Source organism: Ruegeria sp. C5 (assembly GCF_056537605.1).
The window spans coordinates 153,607-176,020 of record NZ_JBQFRX010000003.1 but is presented as its reverse complement, the minus strand read 5'-3'; the positions used below and the strand labels follow the sequence as shown (position 1 = coordinate 176,020).

Here is a 22,414-nt window from a genome sequence, read left to right as displayed (position 1 = left end):
TATGGACCTTGGTGAAATTAACCCCGTCCTTCTGGTCGCCTCGCTAATGGTGGCCGCAACCCCACTTTTGTTGGCCGCAATCGGAGAATTGGTGGTCGAAAAAGCAGGCGTCCTGAACCTCGGTGTCGAGGGCATGATGATCGTGGGCGCAATCAGCGGCTTCGCAATCTCGGTCGAGACCGGTTCGCCCTGGCTGGGCTTTATTGCGGCAGCAATCGGTGGCGCGGTGCTATCGCTGTTGTTTGTGCTGCTGACGCAGGTGGCGCTGGCCAATCAAGTTGCCAGTGGCCTGGCCCTAACATTGTTCGGCCTCGGGTTCAGCGCGCTGATGGGGCAGAGCTACGTAGGAATCAAGCCGCCCAGCATGGGTGAAATCCATATCCCGGTGATCAGCGATATCCCCGTTATTGGACCAATCCTGTTTCAGCACGACCCGATCCTCTACGTCGGAATTGCCCTGACGGCCGCCGTCTGGGCCACGCTGAAATACACACGCATCGGCCTGATATTGCGCGCGGTTGGCGAGAACCACGATGCGGCGCATGCGCTGGGCTACAAAGTCATCAAAATTCGCATCATGGCGATCCTGTTTGGTGGTGCTTGCGCTGGCTTGGGCGGCGCCTACATCAGCCTGATCCGCGTGCCGCAGTGGACCGAGGGCATGACTGCCGGTGTCGGCTGGATTGCCTTGGCGCTGGTGGTTTTTGCCAGCTGGAAACCATGGCGTGTCTTGCTGGGCGCCTATTTGTTCGGCGGCATCACTGTGTTGCAGCTTAATTTGCAGGCAGCGGGCGTTGCCATTCCTGTCGAGTATCTGGCAATGTCGCCCTACATCATCACGATCCTTGTGCTTGTGATCCTTTCGGCCGACAAGAGCAGCGCACCTGCCGCATTGGGCCGGACCTTCCATGCCTCGCACTAGGCGAGGCCAACTGAACCAACTTGGGGAGTAACACATGAAATTCACTACACTTTTGGCAAGCGCCGCAATGGCGCTGGGTCTGGCCTCGGGGGCCGTGGCCCAAGACAAGACCAAAGTCGGCTTCGTCTATGTCGGCCCAGTGGGCGATGGCGGCTGGACCTATGAGCACAACAAGGGCCGTCTGGCCGTGGAAGAGCACTTTGGCGACAAGGTCGAAACCGTGTTCGTCGAGTCGGTGCCTGAGGGCCCAGATGCAGAACGCGTGATGACCCAGATGGCGCTGGAAGGCGCGGACCTGATCTTCACCACCTCGTTCGGCTACATGGATCCGACCATCAATGTCGCGAAGAAATTCCCGGATGTGAAATTCGAGCACGCAACCGGCTACAAGACCGCCGACAACGTCTCGGTCTACTCGGCCCGTTTTTATGAAGGTCGCGCAGTCCAAGGCCACATCGCCGGTAAAATGACGGAATCGAATATCATCGGCTACATCGGGTCCTACCCGATCCCTGAAGTGATCCGTGGTATCAACTCAGCCTATATCCACGCCAAGAAGGTGAATCCGGATGTCGAGTTCAAGATCGTCTGGGCCTACACTTGGTTCGATCCTGCGAAAGAAGCTGACGCCGCCACAGTTCTGATCGAACAGGGCGCGGACGTGATCCTGCAGCACACTGACTCGACTGCACCGCAGGCAGCCGCGCAAGAGGCAGGAAACGTTGTCACCTTTGGCCAAGCCTCCGACATGAGCGAATACGCACCCTTCCCGCGTGTGTCTTCAATCATCGACGATTGGGCTCCCTACTACATCGCGCGGACCCAGGCCGTGATGGACGGAACATGGGAAAGTGCCAACACTTGGGATGGCATCCGGGAAGGCATGGTAGCAATTGGTGAGATTTCGGACGCCGTTCCGGCTGATGTTAAAGAAGAAGCACTGGCGCTGAAAGCCGCGATGGCAGCCGGTGAATACCACCCCTTTACTGGCCCGCTGAAAAAGCAGGACGGCAGTGACTGGCTGGCCGAAGGCGAGACCGCCGATGACGGTACGCTGGCGGGCATGAATTTCTACGTTGAGGGGCTGGAAGGCGAAATCCCGCAGTAGAAACTGACCCGGAAACTAACAACAAGGCCCGCATGTTTTTTGCGGGCCTTTTTAGTCGCCCTGAGCCCAATCTGGACATTGACGAGTGGCTATGCGCATCGTGAAACATGTCGCTCACGGAAGACCTGAACCAAATTTTAGAAACTGCCCTGCCGACCGATCCCAGTTTTCGACAGATCGAAAAGGCCGTGATTGACGACTGTATTGGTGAAACCCGGCAATATGCCTCAGAGGGCTCTGTCGAAGCCTTTCTGTTGTCAGCGATGCGTTTATTGGCACTTCCCGGCAATGGGCACACACGGCTGATCCCGAATGATGCGATCGCGGTGCTACCGCTGAGATTCGTGAGCGTTGGACGTTCCGTTCAATTCATCGACGCGGCGCCAGAGATAGCCGCACCGCGAGGAGAGTTGATAGCGGTCAACGGCTCAGCTTTGAGCCAGATTGAAGCCACTGCAGAGAAATTTCTGGCGGGAACGTGCCAAAGGAAACGGGTCATCGGCCCGATTCTACTGGCTTGGCCGTACGCTTTGGCACGTTTGGGTTTTTCGTCAAACGGCGGCACGACCGAGTTCCGTGTGCAGGACGAAAATGGGCGGATAGCCAATCTGAAAGTGGCCAATGAACATACAGTTCCTGGATCGATGCTCTACCCGAGAAACGAGCACGGCAAGGCTGATCCAGCCTGGGAACCCGAGATATTTGTAGAGATAAAGGACTGGCAAGAGCTAGGGCTATCAATAGCGTTACCAAGCTTCTTTGATCCGAAGGAAAATGCGCTGCCTAAAGCCATCTCAGCCGCGGTGGAATGCGTGCGCGCATCCTCGAACAAAACACTACTAATTGATGTTCGCGGAAACACTGGTGGCGACTTTCTTCTAACGATGCCCTTGATCGACGCGATCTCAGAAAGTGCAAACAAGCAGGTTGTTATGCTTGTCGATAAATTCACGTTTTCCGCAGCGATAGTGTTTGTAGCCATCCTCAAACATCGATTGGGAAACAGGCTCAAACTCATTGGTGAGGAAATGGGTGATGCGCTGACGTTCTTTGCCGAGGGCGGATTGCTCGAATTGTCGACCAGTGGAGCGGTCGTTCGATACTCATCAGCCTTTCACGACTGGAAGAATGGAACGACTGACGATACCACGCCGCCCGAAATCGCAAGAAAAATCGTACCTGCGGGATCACTGAACTTGGATTTGGAATGGGTCGAAAGACCTGCAGGTGAGGATACACCAACCGATCTCCATCAACGAGTTCTCAAAAGCATGAGCAAATCGCTAAACAGCCGCTAAGTCCGCATAGCTGCATTCAAAGAAAGCAAATGCTGCACGCACGGCGAAGGTCTACTTGGTGGCCAGTCTTATTGGAGACCCAACACCATCGGCCCGTGGGCAATATTAGCCACGAGCGTTTTGATACCCAGCTGTCGTCGGGTCAGGACTTCAAGCGATTGAATCGCCGCAATGGTTAGGTTCTAGGGCGTGAAATTAGTGTCCGCCCAGCACCAGAGTGTTCACTGGCATCAGGATCAGTCGCAGGCGCAGGCCTGCCGCATGAACGACGCCAATCGTGTCTACCACATGCAGGAACGATTTTTCCCAGAAGCCGAGGCTCTCATCCTCCAGCTTTGCATGATTATCCGTATAGATATTCGCCAGACAGTTGCTGCCTGGAGGCACATCATCGGCCATGCTTTTGTAGAGCGGTTCAAGGTAGACAAGGATCGAACCCGGATTGGTGTTGCTCTGCACGTCCCGCAACTCATCAGATGGCCTGATCTGCCCTGATGGGATCACATCCTGCACCTCGACGACAACCACCGGGATAACGGTAAAGGGCTTGGTCATGCAGCCCAATTCGCCAATCATACCCGGTTTGACCACCTGGGCCGAAAGCTGACTGAACGCCGCCTGGAATCGGTCATGTCCGGAGGAGGATGGCACCAGAATACCCGCCGGGCGCAGCAAAGGGCTGACATAGTCGCCGACCTGAAGCCCGAATTGTTCAACCCTGCCCGTCACTCCAGCGTTGACCACAGTCTTGTCCAACTCGGTCAATGCCGCATCCAGCTGCGCATTGGCACTGGCAAGTTGGGCCGGGATCAGCTCTTCGATCTGTTGTACAACCGCTGCGCGTTTTGAGACGGCTGCTTTGACCTGCGCTTCACGCTCGGCAACCAGATTTTCCAACCGATCAATCTCGGCCAAGCGCACCGCGCTGGATCCCTCGTCACGTAGGGTGGTATTGCGTTCCAGATCCTCGAGCGACTGATCCAGAGCTGCGCGCGCGCCTGCAATCCCGGCCTCAGCCTCGGCCAGATCGGTTTCCGCCACCTTCAACGAGGCTTGAACCTGAGCAATCTGGGCATGCGCTGCTTCGACCTGCGCGGTTTGCGTGAAGTCTTCGATCCGGAAAATCGGCTGTCCAGCTGTCACCTGCTCATTGTTGCCCACGTAGACTTCGGAAACGCGCCCCCCTAGCTGCGGAAGAATCGTTACCGTCCGGAAGTAGGAAGCCGCTGTTTTGCTGGACGGGTGAAAATAGAACAGCGTTGTGATAACGGTTAGCGCCAAAATAGCGCAAGTCGTCAGCCCCCAGCGCAACTCGTACCACATGGTGAACAGCGTGATCTCGTGTCCGATCCGTTTGCCCTGCACAAAGCGGCGAAACAGATAGTCAGGAAGCACGGTAATCAGGGCGCACAGCATCGTCTCGATCATTGTTCAGTGCCCCTGTGCTGCCGGTTCGGAGGGTTTGGATTGTTCGGGCTCAATTTCCAGCTCAGGAGGGGGTGAAGCGTGTTCTTTGTCCTGCCCAGGCGCCAAAGATCGGATGGCATCGGCAATCGAGCGCAGCGGTGCCGCGAAATCAGGGAACTGGAACCCAGCCACAAGGATGGCGGCAACCCAGAAAAGGCCGTTATGCGTAAACAAAGCCAAAAGCGCCAGAATCCCAACCAATTGGAATTGCGGGTGATTGGTTTCATGCGCCATTTTTTCCGGGATCGAATGCAACGTGAAGTAGGCAACCCCGATCAGCACGACCATCCCGACGGTAAAAAACAACATGAAGGTGAAGAGGAAGTCGCTACCATCTGCCTGTGTCACATATGACGGAATGTGCCCCGTTGCCATCGGGTGAATATCTGCCGCGTTCACGTCCGCCTCCGAATCTTTTGTTGTTTGCACTAAAAGCAGGCTGGCCGCCTACGATCAAGTTTCCATTGCGGTGGGCTTGTGTCTTTTCGTTTGGCAGTACGCGTGCCATGGTCCGCCAATGTCGCCAGTCAACTTACCACCGCCTCGATCACTTGGCGGCCGGAAACGGAACAAAACGCATGATTGATTTTCTGATAATCGGTGGCGGTGTCGCCGGGCTAAGCGCAGGTGCGCGCCTGTCAGAGCACGGCACAGTCACGGTGTTAGAGGCCGAGGACGGATTAGGATATCATACTTCGGGTCGTTCAGCTGCCCTGTTCGAAAAGGGTTACGGTCCAAACTCGGTCAAGGCATTGAACGAGGCAAGTGCTGCGTTCTTTGAAACAAATGCGTACCTCACACCACGCGGCCTGATGCTGATTGGCGGAAGGGATCAACAGGCGCTGTTTCAAAAAGACGCCCAAGATCTTGGTGTGCAAGAGATTTCGCCGGAAGATGCCATCGGACACATTCCTGTCCTGAATGCTGAAACTGTCGGTTATGCAGCCATAAGTAATAGCGCATATGATATCGATACAGATCGCGTCCTGCAGGACTTTGCGCGAACCGTCCGCAAGAATGGCGGTTCAGTCCTGACCCGTCAGAGGGTCAGCAGCATCCGCAAATCGGTTCATTGGACCGTCGAAACCTCAGAATCCTTTGAGGCACGCAATCTGGTAAATGCCGCCGGAGCCTGGGTCGATGAGGTGGCGCAGATGGCAGGAATCTCCCCCATCGGGATCACACCTTACCGTCGATCGATTGCGCGCATCCCCGCACCGGGCGGACATGACCTGCGAAACTGGCCAATGATGCTGGGCGCAGGCGAGAGCTGGTACGCCAAACCTGATGCGGGCAAGCTACTGGTCTCGCCTTGCGAGGCGGACCCAACCACACCCCATGACGCTTACGCCGATGACATGATTCTCGCAGAAGGACTGGCACGATACGAAGCGATGGTTACTGAAACTGTAACTCGGGTAGAAACCAATTGGGCGGGGTTACGTAGTTTTGTTGCCGATGGCACGCTGGTCCTCGGACCTGATCCAACCGATCCATCGTTTATCTGGTCGGCAGCACAGGGAGGGTATGGGTTTCAGACCGCTCCTGCTGCCTCGCAACTTGTGGCGGATCTTGTGACTGGCGCGTCGCCGCGCCTTGATGCGGCGATTGTGAAAGCGCTGACACCCGGAAGGCTGTAACGATGACAAAACGCAAACTGCCCTCAAATGCCAGCGTCGCCACCGAGAGCGACGGCAGCAAACTCGTCGCCCCAGCCGCCAGCCGAAACACGGTTGTGCTGTGCGATCTTCTGGCACGGGTCGCTCCGTCATCAGGACAGGCCCTGGAACTGGCCAGTGGAACCGGACAACACATTTCGGCCTTTGCCCAGCGGATGCCCGGGTTGCATTGGCAACCCAGCGAAGTCACCTCCGAACGGCGCGCCAGCATCGATGCGTACACCAAGGGTTTACCAAATACCGCCGCAGCCGTTCATCTGGATGCAACTGCGGAGGGTTGGCACAAAACAATGGCGCAGCAAGATTTGGTTTTACTGGTCAACCTCTTGCACCTGATCAGTTTGCCCGAGGCTGAAACCCTCATTGCCGAAGCAGCGTGCGCTCTGAAAACGGATGGGCGTTTGGTGCTTTATGGCCCTTTCAAACGTGACGGACACCTGACAAGCGATGGCGACCAGCGATTTCACGACGCACTGGTCCAACAAGACCCTGAGATCGGGTACAAAGACGACACACATATATTGTCTATGTTAAAGGACAACGCCCTCGAATTGGTCGAAATCGTAAAGATGCCTGCGAACAACTTGGCATTTGTCGCCCAAAAAACTGGAATCTGATCAGGATCAAAGTCTGCTTTGCTCTTCATCATTCATATGCAGATTATCATATGTATCAAGAAGGACGTTATAATGAGCTGGCAGGATTCACTGAACGAAACGCGCAAAAGCTTGCGTAACCTTAACGGAGCCATTCCTGATACGGCGCGTGCCTTCGAGGCGCTGGGAAAATCTGTCAAGGAAGGCGGGACGCTGGACTACAAAACCAAAGAGTTCATCGCGTTAGGCATGTCAATCGCAGTACGGTGTGAGCCTTGCATTACCCTGCATTCCGAGGCGTTGGCCAAGGCGGGAGCCACCCGCGATGAGGTTTCGGACGTTCTGGCAATGGCCATCCAGATGGGCGGTGGGCCGTCCATGATGTACGCCGCCAAGTCACTAGACTGCTTTGATGAATTGAGCGCATGAAAAAAGCCCACCGAGAGCGGGCTTTTGGTAGGCGGTGCTACGTGAGTACCGCCTTATTTCTAAAAAGCGTCAGCCGTCCTTGCGGATGACCTCGTTCTTCGGATCATACGGGCTGTCACAAGTGACGACCGCATCCCACAGCTTGTCCTGAATTTTGACCTGCAGCTTGGTGCCTTCGACCGCCAGCTCAGGCTTCACATACCCCATGCCGATGGATTTCTCGAACGCCACCGAGTACCCGCCCGAGGTCAAACGACCCACGCGCTCACCTTCCGGCGTGTACAGCGCCTCGCGGCCCCAGGGGTCGGCATCGTCCGGTCCGTCGATCAGCAGAGTGCAGCACTTCACGCGCACGCCGGTCTCTTCCAGCTTGGCTTTGCCGTAGAAGTCTTTCGACAGATCAATAAAGCGCGGCAGGTCAGCTTCCAGCGGGGTCGCGTCGCGGCCCAGTTCGGTGCCGAAGGCGCGATAGGATTTCTCCTGGCGCAGCCAGTTTTGGGCGCGGGCACCAACCAGTTTCATGCCGTGCTTTTCACCGGCCTTCTCCAGCAGGTCGAACAGATAGTTCTGCATCTCGATCGGGTGGTGCAGTTCCCAGCCCAGCTCACCCGTATAGGCCACGCGGATCGCGTTGACCGGGCACATGCCCAGTTCGATCTGACGGGCCGACAACCAAGGGAAGCGCTTGTTGGACAGCGCGGTTTCCGGATCGGCGTCCTTGATGACCTCTTTCAGAACATCACGCGACTTGGGTCCGGCGATCGCGAAGACGCCCCACTGGGTGGTCACGTCCTGGATTTCGATGTAGCCGAACTCCTCCATCTTGTCCTCGGCCGCCTTGCGAAGGTAGTCGGCGTCGTACTCGGTCCAGGCACCGGCAGAGACGATGTAGTAATTGTTCTCGCCATTGCGGACGATGGTGTATTCGGTGCGGGTGGTGCCGTGCGCGGTCAGCGCGTAGGTCAGGTTGATGCGACCGACCTTGGGCAGCTTGTTGCAGGTGAACCAATCCAGGAACTGGGTCGCACCGGGGCCTTTGACGACATGCTTGGTGAAGGCCGACGCATCGATCAGGCCAACGCCTTCTCGGATCGCTTTGGCTTCTTCGACGGCATACTGCCACCAACCACCGCGGCGGAAGCTGCGGCTTTCTTTGTCGAAGTTATCAGGCGCATCCAGCGGGCCGAAATAGTTCGGACGCTCCCAGCCGTTGACCCAGCCAAACTGTGCGCCACGCGCTTTCTGACGGTCGTAGGCCGGAACGGTGCGCAGCGGACGGCAGGCCTCACGCTCTTCATCCGGGTGGTGCAGGATGTAGACGTGCTCATAGCACTCTTCGTTCTTGCGCGCCGCGAACTCGGTGGTCATCCAGTTGGACGAGTACCGCTTGGGGTCCAGCGAAGCCATGTCGATCTCAGCTTCGCCATCGACCATCATCTGAGCCAGATAATATCCGGTGCCGCCTGCAGCGGTGATGCCGAAACTGAAGCCCTCGGCCAGCCACATGTTGCGCAGGCCCGGCGCCGGACCAACCAGCGGGTTGCCATCGGGGGTGTAGCAGATCGGACCATTGAAATCGTCTTTCAGGCCGGATTCAGCGCATGAAGGCACGCGTTCGGCCATCGCCATGTACTGATCGGCAATCCGATCCAGATCCAGCGGGAACAGGTCGGCGCGGAAGCTGTCCGGCACGCCGTGTTCGAACTGCGCAGGAGCGCCATGTTCGTAGATACCCAGAATCCAGCCGCCACGTTCTTCGCGCGCATATGACTCGTTGTCGGCATCACGCACAACCGGATGCTCGGGGTTGCCTGCTTCGCGCCATTTGACCAGCTCAGGGTCTTTGTCCATGACAATGAAGGTATGCTCGACCGGGATCGCGGGCATCTTGATACCCAGCATTTTCGCGGTCCGCTGTGCGTGGTTGCCTGACGCGGTCACGACATGTTCTGCGGTGATCACAACCTGCTCATCTGACGGAATGAGGTTGCCACCCTTTTCGACCATCTTAGTGCAGGTGACTTCCCAGTGAGTGCCATTCCAGTGGAAGGCATCAGCCTGCATCTTGCGAACAATGTCGACACCGCGCTGACGAGCACCCTTGGCCATCGCCTGAGTTACGTCGGCGGGGTTAATATAGCCATCCTCGGTGTGGTAGATCGCGCCTTTCAAGTCCGAAGTTTCGATCAGAGGCCAACGTTCCTTGATTTGCTCGGGCGTCAGCCACTCATATGCAACATCACAAGTCTCCGCTGTGGACGCATAGAGCATGTATTCATCCATACGCTCTTGTGTCTGTGCCATACGCAGGTTTCCGACTACGGCGAAGCCTGCATTCAGGCCGGTTTCTTCCTCTAGTGTCTTGTAGAAATCGACTGAGTACTTGTGGATGTGGGTCGTGGCATACGACATGTTAAACAACGGCAACAGGCCCGCTGCGTGCCAGGTGGAACCGGAAGTCAGTTCGTCCCGCTCGATCAGCATCACATCATCCCAGCCCGCTTTGGCAAGGTGATAGGCAATCGAGGTCCCGACGGCGCCGCCGCCAACGACCAGTGCTTTGACTTGGGTTTTCATAGCCGGGTGTCTCCCCTTGAATTCAGTTGACACCATATGGCGCATTTGAGGGGCTCGACGCGACATTCATCCGACCAGTGATATAAGAAAAGCGACCTGAGCGTTGCACCAGGTCGCTTTCCAACAGTCGATCTGACGTGTTATCCGCCCCCCAATTTGCACCTTTTGAACGTTCCGGTGGTTGCGCAATCTATGCCCGTTCCGGAACCGCCTCGGTTTACCCGCACGACAGTTTCTGCTTCGGAATCAGAGCTACCAAAGGCTGACAACAGTCCGGACAGGAAGCCTTCATTTTCGTTTACAGATGCGACTTCTTCAGAGGTTTCCTGATCTTTGAATTTGGCGAACAAATTTCCAAAGAAACCCTCGTCATCTCTGTCTGCCTGCTGCATCTCGTCTTCAAGCAAATCTGTCAGTCCTTTGCGGTATCCGACCTGGACCAAATCATCCGCAGATTCGATTCTGTTCGCGGTCAAGTCGAAGGTGTCTGCCGGCAAACCGTATTGCGCGGCCAAAGTATTTGCGACAAGAGACAATCCATCAATGTTTTCTAGCTTCAAACGCGCCAGCTCGCTGCGCAGCTTGACAAACTCGCCGCGCAAGGCGGCCATGTTTGTCGCCAGTTCACTTTCTCGTTCAGCATCAAAAACGGTATCGTTGCCGACGCCAGGCACTTGCTTTTGAAGCAGTGCGTTCAATCCGTCATAATCCAGTCGATCCAGAAACGCTCGCAGCATAGGCGCTGGTGCATCGGAATAGACTTGCAAACGAATTTCTTCGCCCAGTCCGATTGTGGCCTTGTAGATTTCAAACCGAGGTTCGACCTCAAGGTCCGTCAGGCTCGCCGTGATCATTGACCAAAACTTTCGATCTTTCACTGTGACGGGTTTGTATCGGCTGTTTTCAAACCTGAAATACGCAGCACCACCAATTATGCCGAATGGAGTGTAGCCACTCGATCCTGCGCCCAACCCTTCGACAGACCTGACGATGTTGCCAGTCAGTGTATTGGATTTAGCGTCTTTCCTGAGTTTCGCCTGTAGCCAGACCGTATGCTCGCCGCTTTCGTAGACCCAACTAGAATTATCGAGTTTTCTGGCCAGTTGTTCGGTCTCTTGCACAGCAACTCTTTTTGCAATTGGACGAGCAGCTTCACTTATTCCGTCCTGCAAAACACCTTCTCGGGCATCGCGTGTAAAATCTGCATCCACGATCGAACGACGCACCCAGCCTTCGCCCGAATCCGGCAGGTACGGCTTGGCCCCCTCTCGCCAACGCTTCTGCCTTTCGCGTTCAACTTCTTCCGCGGCTAGCTCCGCCTGATATAAGTTGAACCGCTGATTAATCGTGTCGACATATCCGTTGAAGGACAACCTGCCTTCGACTTTCTTATCCTGCTGATAATAATCCAGACCTACGACAACCACGACGGCAATCAGCAAAAACCCAATGAAACGCAACGCGCCCATGAATAACCTCGGAATCAAATACTGCTCTTTCCTAGATCATTCACCTAAAATTGAGGCGCTGTTATGGCCGAGCCCAACAATCGCGGTCAGAGTACCTTGCCCGGATTCATGATGTTATCGGGATCCAGCGCTGCTTTGATCGCCGCCATATAATTTGTCGCCGCACCAAGTTCTTTCACCAGATAGGGGCGTTTACCCTGCCCGATTCCGTGTTCTCCGGTACAGGTGCCCTCCATCGCAATTGCAAGATCATTTAGCCAACCGACGAATTCCTCTGCACTTGCGACCTCTTTTGCGTCATCCATGTCGATTAACAGAAGTGTATGGAAGTTACCGTCACCAACATGACCCACGATTGGGGCCAGCAAACCCAATTCAGCGGCCTTATCCTGTGCGGCGGTCACACATTCGGCCAAACGCGAGATCGGAACACATACATCCGTAGAAATGCCCCGCGCGCCTGGGCGCAGTTGTAGGCTGGCCCAATACATATCGTGCCGGGCCTGCCACAGCTTGTTGCGCTCTTCGGTTGTCGTGGTGGTGGTAATATCGCTGCCACCAAATTCTTCCGCGATTTGACCAAAGGTCTCTGCCTGTTCCGCTGCACCGCTGTCCGAACCGTGAAATTCCAGCAGCAGCAGTGGCGTTTCTGGCAAATCCAGTCCCGAATATGCGTTTGCCGCTTTGACCGACATCTGGTCCAGCAATTCGATCCGCGCAACCGGGATACCATACTGAATAGTCATCATCACAGCCTGACAGGCAGCATCCACCGATGGAAAAGAACAGCGGGCTGAACTGATGGCCTCGGGGATACCCTGCAATCGCAATGTGATTTCGGTGATTATTCCCAGTGTGCCTTCGGCACCGATTAGCAAGCGGGTCAGATCAAAACCCGCCGAAGATTTTCGCGCACGATGCCCCGTGCGGATCACTTGCCCGTCCGGCATCACGGCCTCAAGGCTAAGCACATTGTCTTTCATTGTCCCATAACGCACAGCATTGGTGCCAGACGCGCGTGTCGCGGCCATGCCACCTAGCGACGCATTCGCGCCCGGATCAATCGGAAAGAACAACCCCTGATCCCGCAGATGGGTGTTCAATTCGGCTCGGGTGACACCCGGTTGGACAACGCAATCTAGATCACCGACATTAACCGCCAATATCTTGTTCATCTGACTCAGATCGACGGATATGCCACCAGCAGGAGCGTTCACATGACCTTCGAGCGAGGTGCCTGTTCCGAATGGGATGACTGGCACCTTGTGCTCGGCACAGGTCCTGACGATATCGGCCACTTCTTCGGTTGAATGCGGGAAGACGACTGCGTCCGGACTCTGGTTTTCAATCCACGTTGTCGTGTGCCCGTGCTGCTCGCAGATCGCAGCACCAGATTGCAGCCGGTCTGCGAACCTCTGCTTCAAAATTCCCAGCGCCGTGTCGATCCCGGCCTCGTTTCGCGGCAAAGCAGTTGCCTGCACCATTGCGTTCCCCTTTTCTCAGGCCACAGCCTAAAGCATTGCAGGTACAACCTGATCTGGCGGGCGATGACCGTCTTCGAAGGTCTTGATGTTGATAATGACTTTCTCACCCATCTCGATCCGACCCTCAAGCGTCGCCGAGCCCATATGGGGCAGCAGCACCACATTCGGCAATTGCCGGAGGCGTGGGTTCACATCCGTGCCCTGTTCATAAACATCCAGACCAGCGCCCGCGATCTCACCGGCGCGGATCATGCGTGTCAGGGCGTTCTCATCAACGACTTCACCGCGTGATGTATTCACGATCACCGCCGTGGGTTTCATCAATTTCAAACGCCGCGCATTCATCAAATGAAAGGTCGAAGGGGTCGACGGGCAGTTGATCGAGATGACGTCCATCCGCGCCACCATCTGATCAAGACTATCCCAATAGGTCGCCTCAAGTTCCTGTTCAATCTCGGGGCGCAACCGGCGGCGGTTGTGATAGTGGACCTGCATTCCAAACGCGCTGGCACGTCGCGCAACGGCCTGCCCTATCCGGCCCATCCCAAGAACACCCAAGCGGCGACCACCGACCCGGCCACCCAGCAAGGCCGTCGGGGCCCAACCGGCCCAATCGCCCTTTTGCATCACACCTAACCCCTCGGGGATACGTCGTGTAACCGCCAGGATCAGAGCCATAGTCATATCTGCAGTATCGTCAGTCAGTACTCCTGGTGTGTTCGAGACAAGGATCCCGCGCTGCCTCGCCGTCGCCACATCAATGTTGTCGACACCGGCACCATAATTGGCGATCAGTCGCAATTTCTCACCAGCCTGCCCCAGGATACCGCCATCAATTGTATCGGTTATCGTCGGAACCAACACATCTGCTGTGTTCACTGCCGCCACCAGCTCTTCGCGAGTCATGGGATCGTCGGTGTCACGCAGTTTTACATCGAAAAGCTCGCTTAGCCGTGTTTCCACCGCTTCGGGCAACCGTCGCGTAACGACAACACTCAGACGTTCTCTTGGCACCTTGACCCTCCTACCGCTTTGCAAACTGCCGCGCGCCATGGCATCGTGGCGCAGGATTACACGGGGCACAAGAACCCCTTGGGCATCGTCTCAACCTTTTTTGCATACGATCCACAGGCATAAGAGCAGACAGGCAGTGAGTGCTAGTTTTTCAGTGAACCGCCATTTTGTGGTGTTGATATCGGTTTTCCTGCTCGTGCTCGGCGCAGTGGCCGTGTCCGCGCAGGAAAAACGCGGTCCAGTGACGAATCTACCGCTTCCGCGATATGTCTCGATGAAAGCCGCCGAGGGTAATGTCCGTCGCGGCCCTTCGCTGACTCACCGAATCGATTGGGTGTTCAAACGGCGTGGCATGCCGCTGCAGATCACGGCCGAATATGGAAACTGGCGCAAGGTTCAGGATCGAGACGGTGCCGGGGGTTGGGTGCATTACGCGCTGCTTTCAGGTGTGCGGACAGTCCTTATCGAAGCCGACTTGCTGCCGGTTTACGCGATGCCTGATCCCAAATCGCAGGTGAACGCGCAATTTGAAACCGGCGTCGTCGCCCGGCTTGAAAAGTGCTCACCCGATTGGTGCCGCATCTCGGCAGGCGGCTATCGGGGCTGGACCCTGAAAAGCAATCTTTGGGGGGTCGACCCCGCCGAGATTCGGGAATGACGTACGTGCGCAACAGCGCCGACTGAGCTACTCCGCGCCTGCAGCGCTGCCGCGTTTGGCCAGTTCCTGATCCAACAACAGCAGGTTCCATCGGTCCCCGCTGGCCGCCTTGGCCTTGTCCAGGATCGATGTGAACAGGTCTTCTTCCTCTATCTGTTCGGCCAGGAACCAGTTCAGCATATTCTGTGTGCTGTATTCTTTGACCTCATGCGCCAGCTCAAACAACGCGTTGATCTGGCCCGTCACGGTTTGCTCCTGCGCCAACGCCTGCTCCAGTACATCAACGGGTGATTCATAGTCCGTTTGCGGTTTTGCGATGCCGTCGAGATTTACCCTCCCACCCCGCTTGGCGATAAAGTCGAATATACGCATTGCATGGGTTTCCTCTTCGGCAGAATGCCCCCGAAACCAACTGGCGAATCCTGGCAGATCCTGCGCCTCAAAATAAGCCGACATCGCCAAGTAGGTGTACGAAGCGTGGAGCTCATTGTTGATCTGCTTATTCAATGCTTCTGCAACTTGCGGGTTCAATTTCATTGCTCGCTCCTTTTTCGTGCTGGTTAGCGGACTTTATCTAGCTAGGTCCGAAGCCAAAGACATTCAACTGATAAAGGTAATTTTTATCGCTATTAATCAATAATTTAATCCAATTCTTGCGCTATTGAAACGCAGTCGCAGGAACGAGCGTTGTGGCGCATTGCGAATTGTATCTCGAGACCGCAAAACCAAGGATTGCCAGTTGGATTTTCGTTTTAGAGATCTAGCTTCGCCTCAAACAATCGCCTGCCCCCTACTCGACCATCCCGACGATCCAACCGCCATCAAACTAAATTGCATATCCACATCAAAATTGTCCAAAAAAGCCCTTGAACCCTGAAAGCAACAGTCGTAGATAGCCGCTCACCGTTGGGGTGTAGCCAAGTGGTAAGGCAGCGGTTTTTGGTACCGTGTATCGTAGGTTCGAATCCTACCACCCCAGCCAATCACACCCCAGTTTTAAGTCAACGAGAGATTGCGGCGGTATTTTCGCGTGATTTCCGCGGCTTGGCACGGCTAATTTCAGATAGAGAAATGGTATAGAAAGCAAACAGGCCCGATTTCGGCCCTCAGTCTCTGTTTGCCATTTCGGCGGTACGAGTTTGGTGGACTTTAAGGTCGCTTTGCTCAGAGCTTCGCGAACTGTTCGCGTTGCTTGGACCACGAAGCCGGGACGCCCGACTTGATGAGATAATCAGACGTCAGGCCTTCTGGTTGTTCACCCGATGCAATGGCGTCGAGGATATCGGGCGCAAGCATCGCCAGATCAACCACATCCTGGACACGGCGCTTGGATGTGCCTTCCGCCTCAGAGATTTCCGTAAAGGTTTTTCCACTCAGGGTCATAGCCATCCATCGCTGCGCTTTGAGGACGTTCTGAACCAGAGTGCGGTCCACCTCCGAGGGTGCGTCTTCCAAGTGCAGCTTCAACTCAACACCGCGCCGGCGCATCCGGAACGGAGCTTCAAAAAGCAATGATGTTGGGTCGATCCGATTACGATCACACCCAACAAGCTCGGCGATTTCGTCATTATTCAAATTAACGATGATCTGGCCCGGCTTGAGATCCGCTCGCGCGACGAGAGCAAGGCACTGTTTCGCGCTTTGGACGGATTTCAGTTTCGTGGAGATGCCCGGGATCTCTGCGGCAGATACGTCCGGTATAAGTGTTACAACAAAATCAGGACGGCTCAGGTTCCTTCGCATGACATCAGCGATCAACACCTCAAGCTCGTCCGCAGGCAACCGCCAGGCATCCGGATGCTTCCGGCTGCGCTCTTTCACCAGCCTGTGCGAGATGTAGTACCGTAAACGTTTGCCGTTCTTCCTGCTGTGACTGGGTGTTAGTCGGTCGCCAGTTTCATCGAAGAGTTTGCCGACCAATAGGGATCGCTGGGTTTTGCGTTTGGCGCCTCGGGATTTTGCTGCCCCATCTTGCAGCATCTGCTGAACCCAGTCCCATACGTCAGGCGCGATGATGGCAGGATGCTGTCCGTCATAGACCTGTCCCTTGTGACGGATCCGTCCTGCATAAATCGGGTTGCTCAGAATGTGGTGAATATGCCCGCGATCAAAACGAATGCCGCCAGACACCGACCCTTCCCCACGAACGCGCCGTCGCGATCTGAGATCCATCCGATTTGCGTACTCTTTCACAACGCGTATGAAGCGATGCTCAAGATAGAGGTCATAGAGTGCTTTAACAGTCGCCGCTTCCTCCGGATCAATCTTCAGCGTCCGGCCATCTGCCTGATAGCCCAGAGGGACATTGCCACCCATCCAAAGCCCTTTGCGCTTGGACGCCGCGATCTTGTCGCGAATACGTTCTGCGGTGACTTCCCGTTCAAACTGCGCGAAGCTGAGCAGCACATTGAGCGTGAGCCGCCCCATGCTGGTAGCCGTGTTGAAGCTCTGTGTGACCGACACAAATGACGCTTCAGCCTCATCCAACCGTTCCACCAGCTTGGCAAAGTCCGCCAGTGAGCGGGTCAACCGGTCGATCTTATAGACCACGATCTGATCTACGCGTTTGTCATCCACAGCTTGCATCAATTGGTGCAAGGCGGGACGGTCGAGATGTCCGCCGGAGATGCCGCCGTCGTCATACCGATCGGATAGTAATTCCCATCCTTCATGCTTCTGGCTGGCGACATAAGCTTCACACGCCTCTCGTTGCGCATCCAGAGAGTTAAAGTCCTGTTCCAGCCCCTCTTCGGAACTCTTGCGGGTATAGATGGCGCAGCGGATCCGGCGCATCACTGAACCCCGAAGAAGCGCGGACCGGACCAGTGCGCACCGGTGATGTGTTTTGCGATGGCTGACAGGGACCGCCAGGTTTTGCCGTCCATGACGTATCCACCATCGACCACCTCTATCTGGTAGGTCCGTCCGTTCCACTCGCGGACCAGATGCGAACCGGGCTTGGCAGCCGTGGGCAACGCTTTCCCGGCGGCAATCTGTTTCAGTTGCCGGGTGGTCTTAACGGACACACCGCCCAGCGCCCTGTTCTGCGTCTCCCAGATCAGCACCCGCTTCATGAACTGTGGCGAAAGATACTTCTGTGGTGAGCGCCCGAAGGTCTCTCGCCAACACTCGAGACAGGCGGCGCGATCAAAGGCTTCGATTTCTGATATCAGAATCGATACCTTCTCGTTTTGCTCGGCATTCATTGGGCGCCCTGCAATTCGACAATTCGGTAAACCGATCCCTTGTCGGTCTCTGCCCTGTCAATCACGCACCCTGCTTTGCGCTGCGCGGATATTGCGGCGCGTGCCGTATGCGGTTGCCAGCCGAAGGTCTTTTGAAGTTGCGCGATTGTAACGCCGGATTTCCGCGTCAGCAGTTTGTGCAGCTGCTTTTGGCGGGTTGGTTTCGCAGCTGACCGTTTCGGTCGAGCCGTTTTCTCAACGGTTGAATTTAACGTCGTCATCATGGTTCTCCACTCTGCGGGCAAAGGTCTATCCCTCTCCCTGTACTGAGTGGAGCCCGGGCATTCCGAGCGGCACATTTCGTGATCAGTACCTCTCCGTCGAGCCCGGAAGTCCAGTCAATTATGGAAACGTGGGCGGAAACCGGCATTTCGTCACGCGCGCACCAGCCAGAGCGAAATTTCGGGAAAGTCGAAATTACCGTTTCTCAAAGGGTTGTTACCGCTATGGTGCGCAGTTGAAGTACTTGGAATCTTGACGGTTTACGTGCGAAGTTAATCTTGTAGTTGAATCCTTAGATCGCGGTATTCTTACGAGGCTGAATTGGAAAACAAGAATTTCGAAGAGGGAGTGCACTTAGCCTTCAACGCAATCGTTGAAGACAGACTGGCGCTGATTTGTGGGGCGGGCCTTTCAATGGCTTACCCCAGTAACATTCCTAGCGCTTGGTCGGTGGCTGCATCGGCGAAAAAAAAGTATGATGCCATTTATGGTGCAGACGCGGAACCACTGTCTGAGGACATAGAAGAACAAGCAGAGTTTTTCCATGATCAAGGGAGGTTGTCGACAACCTATCTCACGAGGCTTGTCGACAACGATACATTTTCGGCTCCTCCGAATGCTGGCCATTTTGCCGTCGCAGACTTTTTGTTGACCAAGACGGCTCAAATTGCCGTGAGTACAAACGTTGATGCACTCATTGAGTATGCTGGCGACCAGATATACGGCGGGATAGTCACGGCTACTCGAAGAGATGATGCTGCAGCTTTTTACCCTGCAAAAGCTCCGCTCCTAAAGATCCACGGCTGTTGGAAATCTGATCCCAGACAAACGGTCTGGGCGCCAAGTCAATTGCATTGTGAACCTTACCAGAGCAGGATCGCTGACTGCGCTCAATGGATTGAGCAACAATTGCTTAACCGCGATCTTGTCATTGTCGGTTATTTTACCGATTGGGATTATTTGAACTCGCTCTTAGAAAGATGTCTTGATGCCGTTAACCCAAGTAACGTGATCGTTGTGGATCCGAGTTCGACAGAAGACCTAGCAGGAAAAGCACCGGCCTTGTTCAGCGTTGGAGAAAGAGCAAATGGTGGCTTCTACCACATTCGGTGCTCAGGGGCAGACTTCCTTGATGAGTTGCGACGCAAATGGTCAGCTAGCTATGTAAGACGCACATTAAATTCTGGCAATCAGTTGCTTGAAGCGGCCGGTGACCATAGAGCGTCCCAAGAAAACTGCGAGCCACCAGACGCAAACGTAAAGCAGCTTTGGTCCATAAGGCGCGATATCGAGGGATTGGCTCCTGGTGCTCCATGCAAGAACGGCGAACCCATTGATGCCGCGGCGGTTGGCCGAATGATCGTCATACTTCGGCACGCTGGTGCGACGTTAGAGGCAGATATGTGGAATCTTAATGGACAGAGGATTCGCGTAGTTCGAGCCTCTGGAACAGCTCTCAACGAATTTGAACGAATTCACGCCGGATCAACTTCCCCTCTGTCGGCACCGGACATCACTATTGCATCTGGTGCGAGGGATTTCGGTCTGAAATCCGACATTGCGCGCTCAGGAAACCCTTCAAGCGTTGTCAGAAACCGATCGTCGAAGTTTCTAACTGAAGAACAGGCAGAACAGGATCTGGGGTTATGAAAGCGCAACTTGACTTGGTTTCTTCTGTTTTAGAAGAGGCTGGATATACGTCGTTTACGGTGGAAGCAAACACTGACAACTGCCTCGCATTTGAAGACCCCGTTAGCTTTGGCTTCATCCACATCTACGAGGGGATAGATCGCTTGATAAGCAGTTGGAAGATTGAAAGCGAAAACGCACTTTCAAAGTTCCAGTTCCAAATAAAGTCCTCCGGTGAGAAGGCATGGAACGCCTATTCAGTTTTCATAGCCTTAGAGCGGCCGAACGCAAAGAATACTGCCCTTCTAGCGAGAATTGAGGAGGATCTATCTGGCACCAGGAAGATCGCTAGAGGCGTTGGCACAACAGTCGATGAGATTAGACAAGGATTGCTGCCATTGCTGAGAATACAGAACCCCCCCATCTTAGACCCGGTTGATATGGTTGAAGAAATTCGAGCTCGCGCCGACGGCCTACCTGTCAAAGCGGTAGAGGCTTTCCTTCTCAGAGCACCAAACAGTGAGGTGCTAAGACTAATGGGGCGCTCAGATGAAGCTTAAGTTTGTCGAAATGTCTGGCTTTCGAGGCTACTGCGAACCGGTCCGGATTGATTTTGGAGCAGATGCTACGATCATTGACGGGAGAAATGGCGTCGGGAAAAGCACGATCTTTGACGCTGTCGAGTTTGCGTTGACTGGTTCAATTGCCAAGTACCAAGACGCAAAGGCGAACCAGGAGACTGTCGATGACTATATTTGGTGGCTGGGCGAAGACGAAGGGCCAGATGAACGGTATGTAAAAGTTGGCTTCATTCTGAATGGGAGCGAGACCGTTGTTACGCGAAGTAGTCTCCAGCCCACGACAGCCGAGAACATTGAGATGGTGGTCAGTGGCCTGATTAACGAAGATGCAGCGCCATCTGCAGCGCTGCACCAAGTCTGTTCGTCGACAATTATTCGAGACGAGCACATCGCAGCGCTGAGTTTGGACCTCAAAGAAACCGAACGCTATTCCATCTTGAGCTCCGCTATCGGAGCAATTGGCGCGGATGAATGGATAGCGAAGGCCAAGGAAATTCATGACACTTCAAAGAAGGAACTGAAGGCTGCAACGGAAAGATCAGAAAGGGCAAAGGCCGATGCCGTAAGGTCCCAAATTGAGCTGGATCGTTGGCGTGCCAGAACTCAGAACGATCGTCATGTTCAAGCGGCATTGCGAGATGCTGAGAGCGTGATCGGACGTCGACTGCCGATAGATGAAGCATTTGGGCTTGTTGGTCACGAACTGGAACGTTTCCATTCGAACTCGTCCCGAATTCGGTCGCTCCTAGAAAGATACTCTGAAGTTGATAAAGCAAAAATTGCAAGAGCTCAGGATGAAGTGACTGCAGCGGACCTTGCTTCAAGCACTGAAGCCATTGCTAGCGAGCTCGAACTAAAGAATACTACTTTGGCCTCAATCGATTTGTCGACCGCATCGGATGTCTTGGCATCACGGTTGAGTCAGTTGGCTGCACTGGGTGAAGACATCGGATGCCAGGACGACACATGTCCGCTCTGCAAATCCAATATTGATGAAAGCCAATATCGTGCAGGTATAGCCGCACTAAGAGAGAGCGCCGAAACTATTAATGCCGAGATTGCTCGAGCAACAACGCTCAGAAATGAAGTGGCTGAATTAGAGCTGAGGCTTGCAAACCAGAAACAGCGCCAAGAGCAGTCAATCGAACGCCTCAATCACCACGATCGGACCATAGCCGAGGCCACCAAAGCAATTGAAGAACTTGGTTTTTCTGCCGACACTGATCGAACAGTTGTTGAGATCGAATTGGAGCAGTTGAGCAGTCAAATTGAAAAACTGAAAACTGCACTTCCCGAACTAGACATGAATCGTTTTTCGGCTTCGTTGGAACGGGCATCCAATGCCTATGCCGAAGAACTTGACAGGGATCGCGACGCAGAGCGTGCGTTGTCACGGGCGCGTCAGAAAGAAGCCGACGCAAAAGAACTTTTCGACTCCGTTCGGAAGGCATCAAACGATGCGCTGAATCAGAGACTGGATAGAATTCTACCTTTAATTACAGAACTTTATGCACGCTTACGCCCACATCCCAACTTTCAGGACATCAAATACAAAATACGAGGGGAACTTAGGCGTCATTTGAGTTTTAGTGTTGGCGATGACATAAATCCACAGTTCGTCTTTTCGAGCGGGCAAAGACGGGCAACCGGACTAGCATTCCTGATCGCAGTTAATCTGTCTATGGCGTGGAGCCGTTGGTCATCGATCCTGCTAGACGATCCGGTGCAACATATTGATGATTTTAGAAGCGTTCACCTCGCAGAGTTACTTGGAAAACTAGTCTCAGAAGGTAAGCAAGTTATCTGCGCTGTTGAAGATCCAGCCTTAGCAGACTTGATTAGCCGGAAGATACCAGTTTCAGGTTCAGGAGTAGCCAAGAGAATAAAGCTTGGAATAGGTGAGAACGGCAGGGTCGTCGTTAGCGATCAGAGCGACTTGCTTCCAATGCGCTCGTCCGTACTGATAGATCAAACATCGAACCGCGCAGGTTGATCAGCACTCAGAGGCAAATTCGTTCGGTGGGGAACGTCGCAAC

20 protein-coding genes and 1 tRNA gene are annotated in these 22,414 nt (G+C 54.7%); 11 read left to right on the top strand and 10 right to left on the bottom strand.

Annotation, left to right across the window (positions count from 1 at the left end):
• Position 1: 1 nt before the first annotated feature.
• From ACR0AW_RS12415 to ACR0AW_RS12405, 3 genes are all read left to right on the top strand, one after another.
• The gene (locus ACR0AW_RS12415; RefSeq protein WP_170392493.1) at positions 2–922 is read left to right on the top strand and encodes an ABC transporter permease; all 921 of its coding nucleotides are present in this window, start codon (positions 2–4) and stop codon (positions 920–922) included.
• A 34-nt stretch (positions 923–956) separates the two neighbouring features.
• Positions 957–2,030 carry a BMP family ABC transporter substrate-binding protein gene (locus ACR0AW_RS12410; RefSeq protein ID WP_170733016.1) on the top strand — a complete coding sequence of 358 codons (1,074 nt, stop codon included), beginning with the start codon at positions 957–959 and terminating at the stop codon, positions 2,028–2,030.
• 107 nt (positions 2,031–2,137) lie between these two features.
• Positions 2,138–3,328, top strand: a complete 1,191-nt coding sequence (locus ACR0AW_RS12405; RefSeq protein ID WP_170733017.1) for a S41 family peptidase — start codon at positions 2,138–2,140, stop codon at positions 3,326–3,328.
• 195 nt (positions 3,329–3,523) lie between these two features.
• On the opposite strand, the gene ACR0AW_RS12400 is transcribed toward ACR0AW_RS12405, so the two are convergent.
• Together ACR0AW_RS12400 and ACR0AW_RS12395 are read right to left on the bottom strand one after the other, a co-directional pair.
• Positions 3,524–4,756 (bottom strand): HlyD family secretion protein, encoded by a 1,233-nt coding sequence (locus ACR0AW_RS12400; RefSeq protein WP_170733018.1) that lies wholly within the window; start codon positions 4,754–4,756, stop codon positions 3,524–3,526.
• Between the two features lie 3 nt (positions 4,757–4,759).
• Positions 4,760–5,170, bottom strand: coding sequence for a hypothetical protein (locus ACR0AW_RS12395; protein WP_170595262.1), 411 nt, complete (start codon positions 5,168–5,170; stop codon positions 4,760–4,762).
• A gap of 203 nt (positions 5,171–5,373) precedes the next feature.
• Between ACR0AW_RS12395 and ACR0AW_RS12390 the strand changes: the two genes are divergently transcribed.
• The 3 genes from ACR0AW_RS12390 (at position 5,374) to ACR0AW_RS12380 (ending at position 7,499) form a co-directional block, all read left to right on the top strand.
• The gene (locus ACR0AW_RS12390) at positions 5,374–6,435 is read left to right on the top strand and encodes an NAD(P)/FAD-dependent oxidoreductase (RefSeq protein WP_170733019.1); all 1,062 of its coding nucleotides are present in this window, start codon (positions 5,374–5,376) and stop codon (positions 6,433–6,435) included.
• Positions 6,436–6,437: 2 nt separating this feature from the next.
• Complete coding sequence (locus tag ACR0AW_RS12385) at positions 6,438–7,091, top strand: DUF938 domain-containing protein (RefSeq protein WP_170594397.1); 654 nt, start codon at positions 6,438–6,440, stop codon at positions 7,089–7,091.
• Positions 7,092–7,163: 72 nt separating this feature from the next.
• The gene (locus ACR0AW_RS12380; protein WP_170733020.1) at positions 7,164–7,499 is read left to right on the top strand and encodes a carboxymuconolactone decarboxylase family protein; all 336 of its coding nucleotides are present in this window, start codon (positions 7,164–7,166) and stop codon (positions 7,497–7,499) included.
• Positions 7,500–7,568: 69 nt separating this feature from the next.
• Here ACR0AW_RS12380 and ACR0AW_RS12375 read toward each other — a convergent pair whose 3' ends face one another.
• The 4 genes from ACR0AW_RS12375 to ACR0AW_RS12360 form a co-directional block, all read right to left on the bottom strand.
• On the bottom strand, positions 7,569–10,076 hold the full coding sequence (locus ACR0AW_RS12375; RefSeq protein ID WP_170733021.1) for a GcvT family protein: 2,508 nt from the start codon (positions 10,074–10,076) through the stop codon (positions 7,569–7,571).
• Between the two features lie 140 nt (positions 10,077–10,216).
• On the bottom strand, positions 10,217–11,545 hold the full coding sequence (locus tag ACR0AW_RS12370; protein WP_170733022.1) for a hypothetical protein: 1,329 nt from the start codon (positions 11,543–11,545) through the stop codon (positions 10,217–10,219).
• Positions 11,546–11,631: 86 nt separating this feature from the next.
• Positions 11,632–13,029 carry an FAD-linked oxidase C-terminal domain-containing protein gene (locus ACR0AW_RS12365; RefSeq protein ID WP_170733023.1) on the bottom strand — a complete coding sequence of 466 codons (1,398 nt, stop codon included), beginning with the start codon at positions 13,027–13,029 and terminating at the stop codon, positions 11,632–11,634.
• 27 nt (positions 13,030–13,056) lie between these two features.
• On the bottom strand, positions 13,057–14,043 hold the full coding sequence (locus tag ACR0AW_RS12360) for a 2-hydroxyacid dehydrogenase (RefSeq protein ID WP_170392503.1): 987 nt from the start codon (positions 14,041–14,043) through the stop codon (positions 13,057–13,059).
• Between the two features lie 169 nt (positions 14,044–14,212).
• Between ACR0AW_RS12360 and ACR0AW_RS12355 the strand changes: the two genes are divergently transcribed.
• Entirely contained in the window at positions 14,213–14,701 is a 489-nt protein-coding gene (locus ACR0AW_RS12355; RefSeq protein WP_480439217.1) for an SH3 domain-containing protein, read from the top strand.
• Positions 14,702–14,728: 27 nt separating this feature from the next.
• On the opposite strand, the gene ACR0AW_RS12350 is transcribed toward ACR0AW_RS12355, so the two are convergent.
• Positions 14,729–15,238 carry a ferritin gene (locus tag ACR0AW_RS12350; RefSeq protein WP_170401952.1) on the bottom strand — a complete coding sequence of 170 codons (510 nt, stop codon included), beginning with the start codon at positions 15,236–15,238 and terminating at the stop codon, positions 14,729–14,731.
• Positions 15,239–15,608: 370 nt separating this feature from the next.
• On the opposite strand from ACR0AW_RS12350, the gene ACR0AW_RS12345 reads away from it, so the two are divergent.
• Positions 15,609–15,683: transfer RNA gene (locus ACR0AW_RS12345), tRNA-Gln, on the top strand.
• Positions 15,684–15,865: 182 nt separating this feature from the next.
• Here ACR0AW_RS12345 and ACR0AW_RS12340 read toward each other — a convergent pair.
• Genes ACR0AW_RS12340 through ACR0AW_RS12330 form a run of 3 tightly spaced genes read right to left on the bottom strand, consistent with a single transcriptional unit; the run spans position 15,866 to position 18,167 of the window.
• Positions 15,866–17,494 (bottom strand): recombinase family protein, encoded by a 1,629-nt coding sequence (locus tag ACR0AW_RS12340; RefSeq protein ID WP_170620533.1) that lies wholly within the window; start codon positions 17,492–17,494, stop codon positions 15,866–15,868.
• The gene (locus ACR0AW_RS12335; protein WP_170620535.1) at positions 17,494–17,907 is read right to left on the bottom strand and encodes a DUF2924 domain-containing protein; all 414 of its coding nucleotides are present in this window, start codon (positions 17,905–17,907) and stop codon (positions 17,494–17,496) included. Before ACR0AW_RS12335 ends, ACR0AW_RS12340 begins: the two co-directional genes overlap by 1 nt.
• Positions 17,904–18,167, bottom strand: coding sequence for a DUF3489 domain-containing protein (locus tag ACR0AW_RS12330; protein ID WP_253284640.1), 264 nt, complete (start codon positions 18,165–18,167; stop codon positions 17,904–17,906). The genes ACR0AW_RS12335 and ACR0AW_RS12330 overlap by 4 nt, the downstream gene beginning before the upstream one ends.
• A gap of 322 nt (positions 18,168–18,489) precedes the next feature.
• On the opposite strand from ACR0AW_RS12330, the gene ACR0AW_RS12325 reads away from it, so the two are divergent.
• The 3 genes from ACR0AW_RS12325 to ACR0AW_RS12315 are packed head-to-tail and all read left to right on the top strand — an operon-like array spanning position 18,490 to position 22,371.
• Positions 18,490–19,818: an SIR2 family protein gene (locus ACR0AW_RS12325; RefSeq protein ID WP_170733024.1), complete on the top strand. Its 1,329-nt coding sequence runs from the start codon at positions 18,490–18,492 to the stop codon at positions 19,816–19,818.
• Positions 19,815–20,357, top strand: a complete 543-nt coding sequence (locus tag ACR0AW_RS12320; RefSeq protein WP_170733025.1) for a hypothetical protein — start codon at positions 19,815–19,817, stop codon at positions 20,355–20,357. The genes ACR0AW_RS12325 and ACR0AW_RS12320 overlap by 4 nt, the downstream gene beginning before the upstream one ends.
• The gene (locus ACR0AW_RS12315) at positions 20,347–22,371 is read left to right on the top strand and encodes an AAA family ATPase (RefSeq protein WP_170733026.1); all 2,025 of its coding nucleotides are present in this window, start codon (positions 20,347–20,349) and stop codon (positions 22,369–22,371) included. Before ACR0AW_RS12320 ends, ACR0AW_RS12315 begins: the two co-directional genes overlap by 11 nt.
• Positions 22,372–22,414: the final 43 nt, after the last annotated feature.